Below are 13,472 nucleotides of genomic sequence, written 5' to 3'. Positions count from 1 at the left end.
GTTACTGTCTGATAGGTATTAAAGATAAACCATATAAACTCAACACAAAACTAGTATGTGGTTGGTTTTAAATATCTTGCATAAAAATAATTAAGAATTACGCTTTCGCGAAAGCGTAATTAAAACTTTACAATTTATTCACACCAAAAGTGAAAGATGCAGGCTCTAATATGAAGTATCTTTGCGCCGTCTTAAAAAAAGCACAAATGAAAATAGATTTAAAAGAAATTCTTACGGCTACAATGGTCCTTTTTGCAGTTATCGACATTGTAGGAAGTATCCCTATTGTTTTAAAACTACGTAAGAAAGCAGGTCACATACAGAGTGAGAAAGCGGCGCTAGTTGCTCTTATTGTAATGACCTTATTTGTTTTTGTAGGTGAAAGTATACTAGGCGTTATAGGTATTAATGTATATGAATTTGCTGTTGCGGGATCATTTATTCTCTTTTTTATTGCACTAGAGATGATACTAGGTGTAAGCCTTTTTAAAGATGACGATACGCTTAGTAAAAAGACGGTTTCTGTTTTTCCGCTAGCTTTCCCGCTTATTGCTGGTCCTGGTACTCTTACTTCTCTTCTAGCACTAAGAGCAGAGTATGACCTTATGAACATTCTTATAGCTGTCGTTCTTAACATCTTGCTTGTTTATCTAGTACTTAAAACGTCAAGACACATTGAGCGATTTTTAGGAAAGAACGGTATTGCTATCATACATAAAGTTTTTGGTGTAATTTTGTTAGCCATTGCTGTAAAGTTATTTACTGCAAACATTCAAGAACTTTTCAAATAGACGTATGAAATTTATTATCCCTATAGGTATTTTACTAGCACTAGGTCTTCTTATTTACAATCTCACCTTGCTTGATTTTTCTAACCCTTTACAGGGAGATAGTAGCATTGCACTTATAGGCATAATAGCCTGTGCTTGTGCAATTTTATTACTCTTAATATTGCGTACCTCTCGTAAGATAGCCGAAAAGCACGGTAAGTAATTACATTAGGTAAATGATGTATGGGTTATATATCTCGTATATAATTCCAACTATTAAAGTTAATATAGCTAAGACCGTAAAAGCTATGTGCAACTTTTGATACCATAAATTACGATGTAATTTACGTATGAGTTTTTTATCTTCTAGCTGCTCTATTTGCTCTAGAATGACTGGTGGCTTTAAATAGAAAGGACTTACAGATATGCCGTGACGTATGAGTAGCCCAGCACTATTATCCATCAACCTAAAGATGATGGCAATTATATATACAAAAACGGCTACTACCATTAACATAGTTTATTCTTCTTTTGAAAGAGCAATGACCTTTTTGATCACATCGTCTTCTTGATTAACCATCATCTCAAAAGCATTGTTACCAAAGAGTTGTCCAGCCATAGTAGCTTTGAGATATCTTCTATACAATTCTTTATAATTACTAGCCTTTAACGTAATTTTTCTAAAACGAGCGAAAGATATAAAATCTTCTATTACAGCATCTGTAATGGTAACTTCATTTTTAAACTGCTCCATAGATAGTGAGTTATAGTAAGGCCTATCTTTTTCTAATTGTTCAAAAATAAAGAGGCGCATATAACCAGACCTCAGTACGTAGTTAAGATGTTCAACTTCATAGTCTGTGTTTTTAGGCACAAATACATCTGGAATAATACCACCGCCACCATAAACTATCTTACCCTTTGGGGTTCTAAATTTTAATGAGTCTGCCACTTTAATACTATCTGCACTGCGCAACTCTCCGTTTTCATACCTGTTAAGGTAATCTTCATAATAATCTTTATCTCCTAGCTCATACGGTTTTTGTATTGATCTACCTGTAGGTGTATAATAGCGAGCTATTGTAAGCCTTACCGCACTTCCATCACCCAAATCCATCTCACGCTGTACAAGGCCTTTTCCAAAGGACCTGCGCCCCACTATAATGCCTTTGTCATTATCTTGAAGTGCTCCCGCAACGATTTCACTCGCACTTGCCGAATTTTCATTAATAAGTACAAAAACTTCACCTTCTTCAAAAAGGCCACCGTTATCTGTATAACTATTAGATATCTTACCCGATTTATTTTTAGTAAATAATATGAGCTTATCTTCTTCTAAAAATTCATCTACTACCCCCTCTGCGCTCGAGATATAGCCTCCTGGATTATCTCTTAAATCTAGAGCAATACTAGTTGCACCTTGATTTTTTAAAACCGTAAGTGCATCTACAAACTCTTTATGAGTAGACTCTGCAAAACGATTAATTTTTACATATCCTAAATCATCAGTAAGCATATAACTACCTATAACGCTAGAGATAGGTACACGGTCTCTGTTAAAATTAAAGGTAAGCAAGTCTTCTTCTCCTGGTCTTTTTATCTTAATCTCAATAGGTGTGCGTACTTTTCCTTTAAGAATACGAGATAATGAATCATCTGTAATAGTGTTTTGAGATAAATCTATTCCATCTGCATATACAATACGATCACCTCCTTTTACTCCAGCTCTAGCACTTGGACCTCCCTTTATAGCTTGTATGACTGCAATAGAGTCATTATATGGATAAAAACTAACCCCTATACCTACAAAATCGCCTTTCATATTTTCTTCTACAGCTCGGTACTCATCTGGTGGTATATAACTTGAGTGAGGATCTAGATTATCTAAAATACCGTTTACAGTAACATCTACTATACTATCTGTATTTATGGCATCTACATACTCATAATCTATGTAATCAATAAGTTTATTAAGTTTTTCTTTTTTTGAGTTTGATGCAAAGAGCGCAGTATCGTTATAACCAAAGTCTAACATACTCCCTAGTAAAATCCCTAGAGCAATGCCTAAACCAAATAGTATGGGTATGTACTTGCGCTTTATTTTCATTATGAGTCTATATCTTGAAGGTGCACTATCTCAACGCCAGCTTTTTCTAAAAATTTTACTCCTGTAAGATCTTTATAAGCGCTATGGTAAACCACACGTTTTATACCTGCTTGATGAACTAATTTACTACAATCTTTACAAGGGCTCAGTGTGATATATAAAGTTGCACCGTGGCAAGATTGAGTTGAGCTTGCTACCTTTAGTATAGCATTTGCCTCAGCGTGTAAAACGTACCACTTTGTATTATTTTCTTCATCTTCACATACATTTTCAAACCCTGTGGGTGTGCCATTATAACCGTCTGAGATAATCATCTTATCCTTAACGATTATTGCCCCTACTTGCTTGCGATTACAATACGATAGTTTTCCCCACTCCCGAGCCATTCTTAGGTATGCTATATCGTATTTATGCTGTTTTGACCCCATTGTATATTTTGTAATTATGAGTGCGCTTTCGCGAAAGCGTACTAAAAACCCTTTACGCTCCTAAAGTACTATTTTTACTAGAAATTAATACTTGATAATGCATTTTGAAATACTGGTATGGTAACCCCTATTACAATAGAAGATATAACCATCACCCAGTCACGTAATGAAAACCTAAAAATAGATTGTCCTATAAAACTTACTATTAATACAACGAGTACTATAATAATCTGAGCACTCTCTATACCTAAAGTGTACTCTAGTAACGGAAGTAACTTGCTATCTGAACTTGCGGTCATCATCTTAAAATAGGTAGAAAACCCGAGGCCGTGTATAAGCCCAAAGAATAATGCTGCAAAGAGATGTATCCCTAATTTAAGATTTCTATTTTTCTTACCAGCTGTAAAAATATTATATAACGCAGTAATGAGTATAGTTACGGGTATGAGTACCTCTACCAGGGAGCTATTTACACGTATAATCCCATAGGCAGACATTGCTAGTGTGAGCGTATGCCCTATAGTAAATATGGTGACTAGGGTAAAGAGTTTTTTCCAGTTTGAAATGAGGTAGGGTACAGTGAGTACAATTAAAAAGAGAATGTGGTCGTAAGCTTTCCAATCTAACACGTGGAAGAGGCCTTCTTTAAAATAAAACAAGAATGAATCCATCTAAAAAAATTAGGGGTTTTTATCAAATGTACAAATTATAAATCTTGATTAAATGGCTATCTTTGAGTCTTACTTTTAATACATAAGAAATATGTCTTTTGCAGATTTATATGATAGCGGTTTCCGCCAAAGAAATGAAGATCACTTTGCAGCTATAGTGCGTGTCGCTATGGATGACGGTGTTATCTCAGATAAAGAAAAAGCGTTTTTAGATAGACTTGCTCGTAACCTCTCTATCTCTGCAGAGGATTATGAAATCATTCTTAAAGATTATATGTCTCACCCTATCAATCCCCCTACAACTTATGATAGAAGATTAGAGCGCTTATATGATCTTACTCGTATGGTACACATAGATCACGAGTTTGAAGAAGAAGAGCCTTTACTAGAACGTCTTGCTATAGGTTTAGGATTTTCAACAAATAATGCTAGCTACGTTGTACATAAAGCACTTACTCTTGTTAAGGAACAAGCAGATCTTGAAACTTTTCAAGAGGAGATTAAAAATATGAATCGCTAATACTAGCTTTTCCAAATTAAAAAAGGTCAAGATGTAAATTATCTTAACCTTTTTTAATTTATTGCTTACTGCAATTCTACTCCTCTTCTTCAGAGAGTTCTAGTACTTTATCCTTACGCTTATACCTACTTAAAAGTCGTTCTATCGTAGTAAACAACAAATCTGGATCTACAGGTTTTGTAAGATAAGCATTCATACCAGCCTCCTTTGCAGCGTCTTGCTCCTCTTGAGAAGTTCTTGCAGTAAGAGCTATAATAGGTAGTTTACTAATTTTTTTATTACTACTATTTCTAATTTGTACAGCGGCATCAAGACCATCCATAATAGGCATAGTTAAGTCAAGTATAACCAAGTCATATGGAAATCTATCTAGGTACTCTAAGACCCTTTCTCCATTTTTTGCAATGTCAATACTATAGGCTCCATAGTCAGAAAATAACCTTAACATTAATAATTGGTTTACTTCTACATCCTCTCCTAGTAGTACACGCGGTCTTTTTGCGCTTTTGAAGTCTTTTTTCTTTCTCTTTACTTTCTTCTCTTTGTTCTCTTTCTTCTGATTATGAGAAACTCCCATATTTACTGTAAAACTAAAGGTTGACCCTTCTCCTTCTGCACTCTTAACCTCTAGATCACTCTCTAACAAGTCTGTGAGTTGTTTTACAATACTGAGACCCAAACCAGACCCTCCAAAAAGACCTCGCTTTTCTAACTGCGTAAAGCTGTCAAAAATACTATCTAACTTTTCTTTGGGTATACCTATACCTGTATCTGTAACCTCAAACGTAACTGGAATACGACGTGCATTTAATGAGGACGTAGTAACCCTAAACTTAATTCCACCTTGATGCGTGTATTTTAACGCATTCTCTAAAAGATTTACAATAACTTGATTTATACGTAAATGATCTCCCACTAAGAAACGTGGTATCTTAGAACTTAATTCAAAATCAAATGACAGTCTTTTATCATCTGTACGTATTTCATATGTTTTTGCAAGCTTTTCTACAAACTCTCTAAAATCAAAACGTCGATTTTTAATATCTAACTTTCCAGCTTCAATTTTTGAGATGTCCATTAGGTCATCTAGTATAGTCACAAGATTTTTTGAACTATCTTTTATAATATGTAATACATCAAGTTGCTCTCTTGTGATCTCAGTATTTTCTAATACAGATATAAAGCCCACAATACTATTAAGAGGCGTACGTATCTCGTGGCTTACATTTGCCAAGAATTTATTTTTAAAACTGCGTTGTATCTCTAGTTGCTGGTTAAGTTCTTGAGATATATTAAAGTTTATGATAGACTCATTGCGCACCTGCTTTATTTGATGCACCGTCTTATAATGATCTGTAAGATCGTTTAAAATGAGAACAAGACTCTCATCATCTTCTTGTAGATAGGTTTTTATATCTATAAAGTAATGGCGACTTAACACTTCCATCTGTACACAGAAGAAAGTTTCTTTTTGAAGGTTTTCTTCAAAAACAGTACTTAATGCATAAAAGAACGGATGAAAATCCGTGATATTAGAATTTTTTTTTAAGTCAAAAAGATTATTGTCAGAGTCTATAACCTCTAGTTCCTTATTGACTACGACTACTTGCGTAGTTCTATTTATAAAATCTTGTCTGAGGTTATCAAGCATTTTCTAACAATTGGGCTGCCACGTCCTTAAACAGCTGTTCAACATTTTCGCCAGTTTTGGCACTTGAAAGATAACTATGTTGAACTTCTTGCTCCTTTAGAGCTTGCTTTATTTCTTCAGCATCGACTAAATCCACTTTATTCCCGATTATGTGCACAGGAACATTAGGGTGCTTTTCTTTTAGGTGGGCTAGATTATATTTTAAGTCACTGTAAGTAACAGGCCTTGATGCATCAAAAACATATACAAAGCTAGAAGCTCCCATAAGGTATGATGGCCTGTACTTAGTAAAATCATCTGTACCCTCAACATCCCATATAATAAGGGTAACCTTGTTACTTGTATCAACAACTACTTCCTTTTTCATTATGTGAACACCTATGGTCACGACATAATTATCTGAGAAAGTATTTTCTACAAACCTGCGAAGAAGTGACGATTTACCCACACCAAAATGTCCTAACAATACAATTTTTTTAGATACGCTCATCAGTAAAAAATTCTTTTAATTTTTTTGCAAATATAATATTATCATCAAGGTCTTCCTTATTTACTACGTATTGAGCAAAGTCTAGCAAGACATCTTCCAGTTTATCTTTAAACTTATCATCATATATACCACTTATAATCACGGCAATATAATAGTTTGAAAAATTTTGAAGGTGTATAGTAAATAGTTGGTAATCTATACGCTCTAGCTCCATCTCACCCTTTTCAAAAGCATCTTCTGCAAAGCTTTTTATTGCAGTGAGCATACCAGCCATCATATCTTCATCCATAGTCTGGCTCTTAGCATAATTTGCTTTGAGTATTCCAGAACCTTTTTCAACTACAAGTACTTGTTCAATATACGCCTTATATTCTTCTTTAAGCATCATTGCAGCCGTTGGCCTTTCTTTTGACTTAGACTTAAAAAAATTTTTGAAAGAAAATGTTGCGTTTATTTTTTCACTTATCGAGTCGTTTAGCCGAGCAATCTCTGCTTGAACATACTTTTTTATCATTTTCCCCATTACTGGGAAAAGAGCCTCAGCCACGGCATCTTGAGATTTTTTAATCTCAGTCTTTAAGGTTTCAGTAATTACTGGCCCGAGAGTCTCTGGCATTGTGGTAACAAATTGCTGCAAACGTTCGTCCAGTAAAGGATCTATACGGTCAGATAAGTTTTTCTGACTATTTTCTAATGCTTTAATCTTCTTATAAACGTCTTTTTCAGGCTCTTTCTCATTTGTGAGTAAAAGTTCCTTTAAAATTTCGAGACGTTCATCTGTTGTCATTTAAAGATGTTACCTATTCTATTACTCTTTAATATTTTCGCCTAAGCGTATAAGAAGATCTCCTAGACTAGCACGGCTCACCTTTTTATTATCTAGATCTTCTGTTTTATCATTAAGTGACTGTTCAAGATCAGATATGCGTATGTTAACATCAGTACTGAGGTTATCTACAGCTGTCATAATCTCCTTACGAGCCTCATCTACATAAGCAAGCATCTCTTCTCGCTTTTGTGCGATATCAGATTTTAATGCTTCAAACTCGTGATTATACTCTTGTATATTCTCTCCAAAAATAAGGTTCTTAATTGCCTCAATTTTTGAGTTTGCCACATCTTCTGTTTGCTGGTTTTCTGCTTTTGTATTTTTAGCCATAATAGGGTTAAGCCTTATTGTTGTATATCAAATATAAAAAAAATACACTTTGTTTAACCCTTAATAATGCCTTATGTTAACTTTTAGTCGTTATTCATAAAACTTTCGGCTTTTTCGACCATTAATCTGCTCCCGCAAAAGAAGGGAACACGCTCGTGTAGCTCTGTAGGCTTTAAGTCTAAAATACGTGTGTAACCATCACTAGCTTTACCTCCTGCCTGCTCTGCTATAAAAGCCATAGGATTGCACTCATAAAGAAGGCGCAATTTTCCATTTGTAGCTTTTGAACTTTTTGGGTACATATATATACCACCTTTTATCATATTTCTATGTATATCAGACACTAATGACCCTATATATCGTGATGTATAGGGGCGTCCCTCGGCTTCTTCTTGACAGTATTTTATATACTTCTTCACACCATCCGGAAAGTGTACATAGTTACCCTCATTTACAGAATAGATATTACCCATCTCTGGAAACTGCATATTAGGGTGCGATAAGTAAAAAGTACCTATTGCAGGGTTGAGAGTAAATCCATTTACTCCGTGACCTGTTGTGTAGACAATCATAGTAGAGGTACCATATACAATATAACCAGCAGCTACTTGCTCTCTCCCTGGTTGTAAAAAATCTTCTATAGTCACAGGAGTACCTGGTGGCGTCACCCTTCTATATATTGAAAAAATAGTTCCTACAGACACATTTACATCTATGTTTGAAGATCCGTCTAGGGGATCCATAAGTAAGATATATTTATTGTTATTGTCACCATTTTGACCTTCTAGGGAGATAAAATCATCATTTTCTTCGCTGGCGATACCACATAAAATATTACGATTAGTAAGCGTTCTTATGAAGGTGTCATTTGCCATTACATCCAGCTTTTGCTGGTCTTCACCCTGTATGTTAGTCTCTCCTACGGCACCTACTATATCTACTAGTCCTGCCTTATTCACCTCGTGGTTTACAACCTTTGCTGCCAGCCTTATTGAGTTTATTAAGCGAGATAGCTCTCCAGATGAGTACTGAAATTCTGCTTGGTTTTCAATTATAAATTCGCCTAGAGTTTGATTTTTACGTGACACTTTAGTGTTTTTAAAATTTATGTAAATGTAATTCTAAAATGCACTTACGACAACGTTTTCGCACAAGAATAGTTACGGTAATTATATACCTTAGCTTTTTAAGAATAACAAGAAGCTTATGAACCTCGCTATCAAAAAGGCAACTCCAGAAGATATGCCCGCTGTATTATCTCTCATTAATGAACTGGCAGTTTTTGAGAAAGAACCAGATGCTGTAAAGATTAACGAAGACATTTTAATAGAAAATGGATTTGGTGACAACCCCCTTTTTTATTGTTTTGTAGCCAAAGAAAATGACACCGTTATCGGTATGGCGCTATGTTATTATCGCTTTTCTACCTGGGACGGAAAATCACTACACCTAGAAGACCTTGTGGTAAGAGAGGAATATCGAGGCAAAGGAGTAGGTAAAAAATTATATGACCAAGTAATGACTTTTGGTAAAGAAAATGGAGTTAAAAGGGTTGAATGGGTCGTACTAGACTGGAATAAAAACGCCATTGCCTTTTATGAAAAAAGTGGCGCTCAATTCCTCAAAGACTGGTATCTAGTACAGATGGACGAAGGGCGTTTACATAAATACATTAAAACCATAACGCCATCTTAGTAATGTAATGTGGTAATCACGCTTTCGCGAAAGCGCACTTAAACACAACACAACACTTTTTAATATGCAGGTATTTAAATTTGGGGGAGCCTCTGTAAAGGATGCAGCTGGGATAAAGAATATTGCCACCGTTCTTAATGAAACTGGAGTGACAGAAAAACTTGTAGTCATCTCTGCAATGGGGAAAACCACAAATGCGATGGAGGCAATTGTAAATGCCTATTTTAACGATAAAACTTTACTGCCTGAACATCTCAAAGCCACAGTAGACTATCACACGCAGATAGCCAGCGACCTATTTACACCTGGGCATACTATTTTTACATCTATAAAAGCATTATTTGAAGAGTTAAAAGGCTTTCTCGCTTGGAACAAATCTCCAAAATATGATTTTGTATACGACCAGATTGTTTCTTATGGTGAATTACTGTCTACCACAATTGTAAGTACATTTCTCACAGATCAAGGAGTAAGAAACACTTGGCTAGATGCTAGAACTATTTTAAAAACAGATAATAGTTACCGAGACGGGCGCATAGACTGGGACAAAACGCAACTTGCCATAAAAGAATCTGTAGACCCCACAGCGCTATCCATCACTCAGGGGTTTATAGCCTCAGACAGTAATAACTTCACCACCACTTTGGGCAGGGAAGGGTCTGACTATACGGGAGGTATTTTTGCCTACTGCCTCAATGCTCGTAGTCTTACCATTTGGAAAGATGTCCCTGGAGTTTTAAATGGTGATCCTCGTGTGTTTAACAATACAGAGCTCTTGCACCAGATACCCTATGAGGAAGCGATAGAGCTTGCTTTTTATGGCGCATCAGTTATTCACCCTAAAACCCTACAACCACTACAGCGCAAAGAGATACCATTATATGTGAAGTCTTTTTTAAATCCAAAAAACCCAGGCACAATGGTAAGCGCAGTCGCATCGCTAGTACCAGAAGTACCCTGCTATATTGTAAAGAAAAGCCAGGTATTAATATCATTATCATCTCTTGACTTTTCATTTATGGTAGAAGATAATATTGCAGAGATATTTCAACTATTAGCATTATACAAGCTTAAAGTAGATCTTATACAGAACTCTGCCATAAGCTTCTCTCTTTGTGTAGATAATAAGTTTAACGGCTTAGAAAAGCTTGTAAATCAACTCAAAGGAAAATTTAAAGTAACCGTTACGCCTAATGTACATCTTTACACTATTAGGCATTTTAACCAGAACGCTTTAGATAACTTTCAAGAAGGTAAAGAGGTACTTCTCAAGCAAGTGACACAAAATACAGTGCAACTTGTGACACAAAACTAATGTGGTCTTGTCCATAGGTTAAACAAAATTTAATTACAGCACCCCTATTTGTTATATTTGCCTTCTTAATAAACTACCAATAATTGTATGGGTCTAGTCACCGCAAAAGAAGTTGCTCGCGCTATCAATGTCGATAAATTCGGTTTTGTAGGCACTTTTATTGGGTGGTCATTAATGAAGGTTCTAAAAATCTCTACGGCAAATAAAATCTATGATCGCAATAAGCACCTAGGCGATCTCGAGTTTCTCAATGCACTACTAGACGAGTTTAAGATTAAATTTGAAATCCCAGAAGAAGACCTTAAGAGACTCCCAAAGAGTGGCGCTTACATTACGATATCAAATCACCCACTAGGGGGCATAGACGGAATATTACTGCTCAAACTTATGCTTGAGCAGCGTCCAGATTTTAAAATCATAGCAAATTTTTTATTACACCGTATCGAGCCACTTAAGCCTTATGTGATGCCTGTAAATCCTTTTGAAAATAAAAAGGACGTAAAATCTAGTATTGCAGGTTTTAAAAGCGCCATCTCACACCTGCGAGACGGTCACCCTCTAGGTGTATTTCCTGCAGGAGAGGTATCTACCTATAAAGATGATAAGCTCATTATAGACAAGCCGTGGGAAGAAGCAGCAATGAAGCTTATTAAAAAAGCAGAGGTTCCGGTTGTCCCTATTTATTTTCACGCAAAAAACAGCAGGCTTTTTTATCAACTATCACGACTAAGCGACACACTACGTACCGCAAAGTTGCCTAGCGAACTTCTAACTCAAAAGCATAGAGTCATAAAAGTACGTATAGGTAATCCTATTAAAGTTGCTGCACAAAAGGAGCACGAGTCACTGGCAGATTTTACAGAGTTCTTACGCAAGAAAACATATATGCTTGCAAACTCTTTTGAAAAAAACAGCTTACTTAAAGATATCCCGCAAAAGCTTAAGGTCACAAAAGAACCTAAAAAGATCGTAACCGAAATAAGTAGTGATCTCATAGAAGATGAAATTTTACGCTTGCGCGAAAAAGACCGTCGTTTACTACAAAGTAAAAACTACGAAGTCTACCTAGCCCCTGCTCAAGAGATACCTAACATCTTACGTGAGATAGGCCGTTTGAGAGAGATCACATTTAGAGCCATTGGTGAAGGAACAAATGAAGCCATAGACCTCGATAAATTTGACAGGTATTATTACCATATGTTTTTATGGGATAATAAAGAAAACACTCTTGCCGGAGCATACAGAATGGGGCTAGGGTCAAAAATTTATAAAGAATATGGAATTGATGGTTTTTACCTTCAAGATCTTTTTCGTTTTGAACCTGAGCTTCACAAAATGATGAGCGAGAGTATAGAGATGGGACGCGCTTTTATCACAAAAGAGTATCAACAAAAGCCTATGCCACTTTTTCTATTGTGGAAAGGTATTGTACACACCACACTTCGCTTTCCAGAACACAAATATCTCATAGGTGGTGTAAGTATCTCAAACCAGTTTTCTAACTTCTCAAAATCTCTTATGATAGAGTTTATGAAGTCCCATTATTATGATCCTTACGTGGCACAGTATATACGCCCAAAAAAGGAGTGGAAAGTAAAACTTAAAGATGCAGATAAAGAATTTGTTTTTGATGAAAGTAAAGCAGATCTCAACAAGTTTGATAAGCTTATAGAAGAGGTAGAACCAGGTTCTTTACGTCTCCCTGTTCTTATTAAAAAATATATAAAACAAAATGCAAAGGTTATAGCCTTTAATGTAGACCCCCTCTTTAACAATGCTATAGATGGCTTGATGTACATACGCATATCAGATCTTCCAGAAAACACTGTAAAACCTGTTATGGAAGAGTTTCAAGCAGAGCTAGAAAAAAAGTACGGGCAACGCACCCCAGAAGAGGAGTAGGCCCGTACAAGAGTCTCTATCTATATTCTGGATTTTCAAAATTCCATCTTGTCCCATCATCCCAATCACCTCTAGAATTACCATAAGCAGGGTATCCACCCTGATCCTTAAGCATTTTTGCAAGATGCAGTAAGTTATATGTCATAAAGGTGGTATTACGATTTGTAAAGTCATTATTCTTTGCACCACTTTCCTCATCATTATAGCTAGCACCTGGTCCTGCCTCACCTATCCACCCACAATCTGCTTGAGGAGGAATACTGTAACCTATATGTTGCAAAGCATAGAGTGTTCCCATAGCAACGTGCTTTATACCATCCTCATTACCAGTAATAATACAACCACCTACTTTACCGTAAAAATAGTATTGCCCTTTTTCATTACGGTTACCACTCTCTCCATACAAGCGTTCAATCAGTTTTGTCGCTACAGAAGATTTTTCTCCCAGCCATATAGGGCTACCTATTACAAGAATATCTGCTTCTTCTATTTTTTTTAAAATAGCCGGCCACTCATCTTTATGCTCACCGTGTTCTGTCATATCGTGATATACACCATAAGCAACGTCGTGATCTACAAAGCGTAGATGCTCTACAGCGACCCCTTTAGATTTCATAATATCCATTGATACATCCATAAGAGCTCGAGTATGGCTCATACGTGGTGTCTTTTTAAGAGTACAGTTAATGTACAAAGCTTTTAATGCCGAGAAGTCGTTTGTATTTTTCATATGGTAGATTTTGTCCTATAAGTTACTCATTACT

General features: G+C 35.9%; 16 protein-coding genes. 6 read left to right on the top strand and 10 right to left on the bottom strand.

From position 1 onward, the window contains the following. Positions 1–206: 206 nt before the first annotated feature. The gene (locus ACFO5T_RS03045; RefSeq protein ID WP_035325940.1) at positions 207–791 is read left to right on the top strand and encodes a MarC family protein; all 585 of its coding nucleotides are present in this window, start codon (positions 207–209) and stop codon (positions 789–791) included. Positions 792–795: 4 nt separating this feature from the next. After that, positions 796–993, top strand: coding sequence for a hypothetical protein (locus ACFO5T_RS03040; RefSeq protein ID WP_375252737.1), 198 nt, complete (start codon positions 796–798; stop codon positions 991–993). Here ACFO5T_RS03040 and ACFO5T_RS03035 read toward each other — a convergent pair whose 3' ends face one another. The 4 genes from ACFO5T_RS03035 to ACFO5T_RS03020 form a co-directional block, all read right to left on the bottom strand. After that, the gene (locus ACFO5T_RS03035) at positions 994–1,287 is read right to left on the bottom strand and encodes a hypothetical protein (protein WP_038597800.1); all 294 of its coding nucleotides are present in this window, start codon (positions 1,285–1,287) and stop codon (positions 994–996) included. A 3-nt stretch (positions 1,288–1,290) separates the two neighbouring features. After that, positions 1,291–2,877: a S41 family peptidase gene (locus ACFO5T_RS03030; RefSeq protein ID WP_380031925.1), complete on the bottom strand. Its 1,587-nt coding sequence runs from the start codon at positions 2,875–2,877 to the stop codon at positions 1,291–1,293. Next, a complete protein-coding gene (locus tag ACFO5T_RS03025) occupies positions 2,877–3,305 on the bottom strand; it encodes a deoxycytidylate deaminase (RefSeq protein WP_035325946.1) in 429 nt (142 codons plus the stop codon). Before ACFO5T_RS03025 ends, ACFO5T_RS03030 begins: the two co-directional genes overlap by 1 nt. A 77-nt stretch (positions 3,306–3,382) precedes the next feature. After that, positions 3,383–3,976, bottom strand: coding sequence for a HupE/UreJ family protein (locus ACFO5T_RS03020; protein ID WP_380031922.1), 594 nt, complete (start codon positions 3,974–3,976; stop codon positions 3,383–3,385). A gap of 91 nt (positions 3,977–4,067) precedes the next feature. On the opposite strand from ACFO5T_RS03020, the gene ACFO5T_RS03015 reads away from it, so the two are divergent. Further along, positions 4,068–4,496, top strand: coding sequence for a tellurite resistance TerB family protein (locus tag ACFO5T_RS03015; RefSeq protein WP_375252739.1), 429 nt, complete (start codon positions 4,068–4,070; stop codon positions 4,494–4,496). A 76-nt stretch (positions 4,497–4,572) separates the two neighbouring features. On the opposite strand, the gene ACFO5T_RS03010 is transcribed toward ACFO5T_RS03015, so the two are convergent. From ACFO5T_RS03010 to fbp, 5 genes are all read right to left on the bottom strand, one after another. Continuing rightward, a complete protein-coding gene (locus tag ACFO5T_RS03010; protein WP_380031919.1) occupies positions 4,573–6,147 on the bottom strand; it encodes an ATP-binding protein in 1,575 nt (524 codons plus the stop codon). Then, the gene (locus tag ACFO5T_RS03005; RefSeq protein ID WP_380031917.1) at positions 6,140–6,637 is read right to left on the bottom strand and encodes a Rab family GTPase; all 498 of its coding nucleotides are present in this window, start codon (positions 6,635–6,637) and stop codon (positions 6,140–6,142) included. Before ACFO5T_RS03005 ends, ACFO5T_RS03010 begins: the two co-directional genes overlap by 8 nt. Continuing rightward, complete coding sequence (locus ACFO5T_RS03000; protein ID WP_380031914.1) at positions 6,624–7,424, bottom strand: cell envelope biogenesis protein OmpA; 801 nt, start codon at positions 7,422–7,424, stop codon at positions 6,624–6,626. Before ACFO5T_RS03000 ends, ACFO5T_RS03005 begins: the two co-directional genes overlap by 14 nt. Positions 7,425–7,445: 21 nt before the next feature. After that, positions 7,446–7,796 carry a fructose 1,6-bisphosphatase gene (locus ACFO5T_RS02995; protein ID WP_375252743.1) on the bottom strand — a complete coding sequence of 117 codons (351 nt, stop codon included), beginning with the start codon at positions 7,794–7,796 and terminating at the stop codon, positions 7,446–7,448. An 83-nt stretch (positions 7,797–7,879) separates the two neighbouring features. Beyond that, entirely contained in the window at positions 7,880–8,884 is a 1,005-nt protein-coding gene (gene fbp / locus ACFO5T_RS02990) for a class 1 fructose-bisphosphatase (RefSeq protein WP_380031911.1), read from the bottom strand. Positions 8,885–9,002: 118 nt separating this feature from the next. On the opposite strand from fbp, the gene ACFO5T_RS02985 reads away from it, so the two are divergent. The 3 genes from ACFO5T_RS02985 to ACFO5T_RS02975 all read left to right on the top strand — a co-directional run bounded on the left by ACFO5T_RS02985 (position 9,003) and on the right by ACFO5T_RS02975 (position 12,708). After that, positions 9,003–9,491 (top strand): GNAT family N-acetyltransferase, encoded by a 489-nt coding sequence (locus ACFO5T_RS02985; RefSeq protein WP_035325956.1) that lies wholly within the window; start codon positions 9,003–9,005, stop codon positions 9,489–9,491. Positions 9,492–9,555: 64 nt separating this feature from the next. After that, entirely contained in the window at positions 9,556–10,806 is a 1,251-nt protein-coding gene (locus ACFO5T_RS02980; RefSeq protein ID WP_380031909.1) for an aspartate kinase, read from the top strand. 87 nt (positions 10,807–10,893) lie between these two features. Further along, a complete protein-coding gene (locus tag ACFO5T_RS02975; RefSeq protein ID WP_380031907.1) occupies positions 10,894–12,708 on the top strand; it encodes a GNAT family N-acyltransferase in 1,815 nt (604 codons plus the stop codon). 16 nt (positions 12,709–12,724) lie between these two features. On the opposite strand, the gene ACFO5T_RS02970 is transcribed toward ACFO5T_RS02975, so the two are convergent. Then, the gene (locus tag ACFO5T_RS02970; protein WP_380031905.1) at positions 12,725–13,438 is read right to left on the bottom strand and encodes a flavodoxin family protein; all 714 of its coding nucleotides are present in this window, start codon (positions 13,436–13,438) and stop codon (positions 12,725–12,727) included. Between the last annotated feature and the right edge of the window lie 34 nt (positions 13,439–13,472).

Source organism: Dokdonia genika, from assembly GCF_042652845.1.
GTDB lineage: Bacteria > Bacteroidota > Bacteroidia > Flavobacteriales > Flavobacteriaceae > Dokdonia > Dokdonia donghaensis.
This window is presented reverse-complemented; position numbering and strand designations above follow the sequence as displayed.

Bases quoted from the DNA above. Each gene is read 5' to 3' on its own strand.
- ACFO5T_RS03020 (WP_380031922.1), bottom strand. From the start codon at position 3,976: ATGGATTCATTCTTGTTTTATTTTAAAGAAGGCCTCTTCCACGTGTTA.
- ACFO5T_RS03015 (WP_375252739.1), top strand. From the start codon at position 4,068: ATGTCTTTTGCAGATTTATATGATAGCGGTTTCCGCCAAAGAAATGAA.
- ACFO5T_RS02980 (WP_380031909.1), top strand. From the start codon at position 9,556: ATGCAGGTATTTAAATTTGGGGGAGCCTCTGTAAAGGATGCAGCTGGG.
- ACFO5T_RS03040 (WP_375252737.1), top strand. From the start codon at position 796: ATGAAATTTATTATCCCTATAGGTATTTTACTAGCACTAGGTCTTCTT.
- ACFO5T_RS03045 (WP_035325940.1), top strand. From the start codon at position 207: ATGAAAATAGATTTAAAAGAAATTCTTACGGCTACAATGGTCCTTTTT.
- ACFO5T_RS02970 (WP_380031905.1), bottom strand. From the start codon at position 13,438: ATGAAAAATACAAACGACTTCTCGGCATTAAAAGCTTTGTACATTAAC.
- ACFO5T_RS02985 (WP_035325956.1), top strand. From the start codon at position 9,003: ATGAACCTCGCTATCAAAAAGGCAACTCCAGAAGATATGCCCGCTGTA.
- ACFO5T_RS03000 (WP_380031914.1), bottom strand. From the start codon at position 7,424: ATGACAACAGATGAACGTCTCGAAATTTTAAAGGAACTTTTACTCACA.
- ACFO5T_RS02995 (WP_375252743.1), bottom strand. From the start codon at position 7,796: ATGGCTAAAAATACAAAAGCAGAAAACCAGCAAACAGAAGATGTGGCA.
- ACFO5T_RS03030 (WP_380031925.1), bottom strand. From the start codon at position 2,877: ATGAAAATAAAGCGCAAGTACATACCCATACTATTTGGTTTAGGCATT.
- ACFO5T_RS03010 (WP_380031919.1), bottom strand. From the start codon at position 6,147: ATGCTTGATAACCTCAGACAAGATTTTATAAATAGAACTACGCAAGTA.
- ACFO5T_RS03005 (WP_380031917.1), bottom strand. From the start codon at position 6,637: ATGAGCGTATCTAAAAAAATTGTATTGTTAGGACATTTTGGTGTGGGT.
- ACFO5T_RS02975 (WP_380031907.1), top strand. From the start codon at position 10,894: ATGGGTCTAGTCACCGCAAAAGAAGTTGCTCGCGCTATCAATGTCGAT.
- ACFO5T_RS03025 (WP_035325946.1), bottom strand. From the start codon at position 3,305: ATGGGGTCAAAACAGCATAAATACGATATAGCATACCTAAGAATGGCT.
- ACFO5T_RS03035 (WP_038597800.1), bottom strand. From the start codon at position 1,287: ATGTTAATGGTAGTAGCCGTTTTTGTATATATAATTGCCATCATCTTT.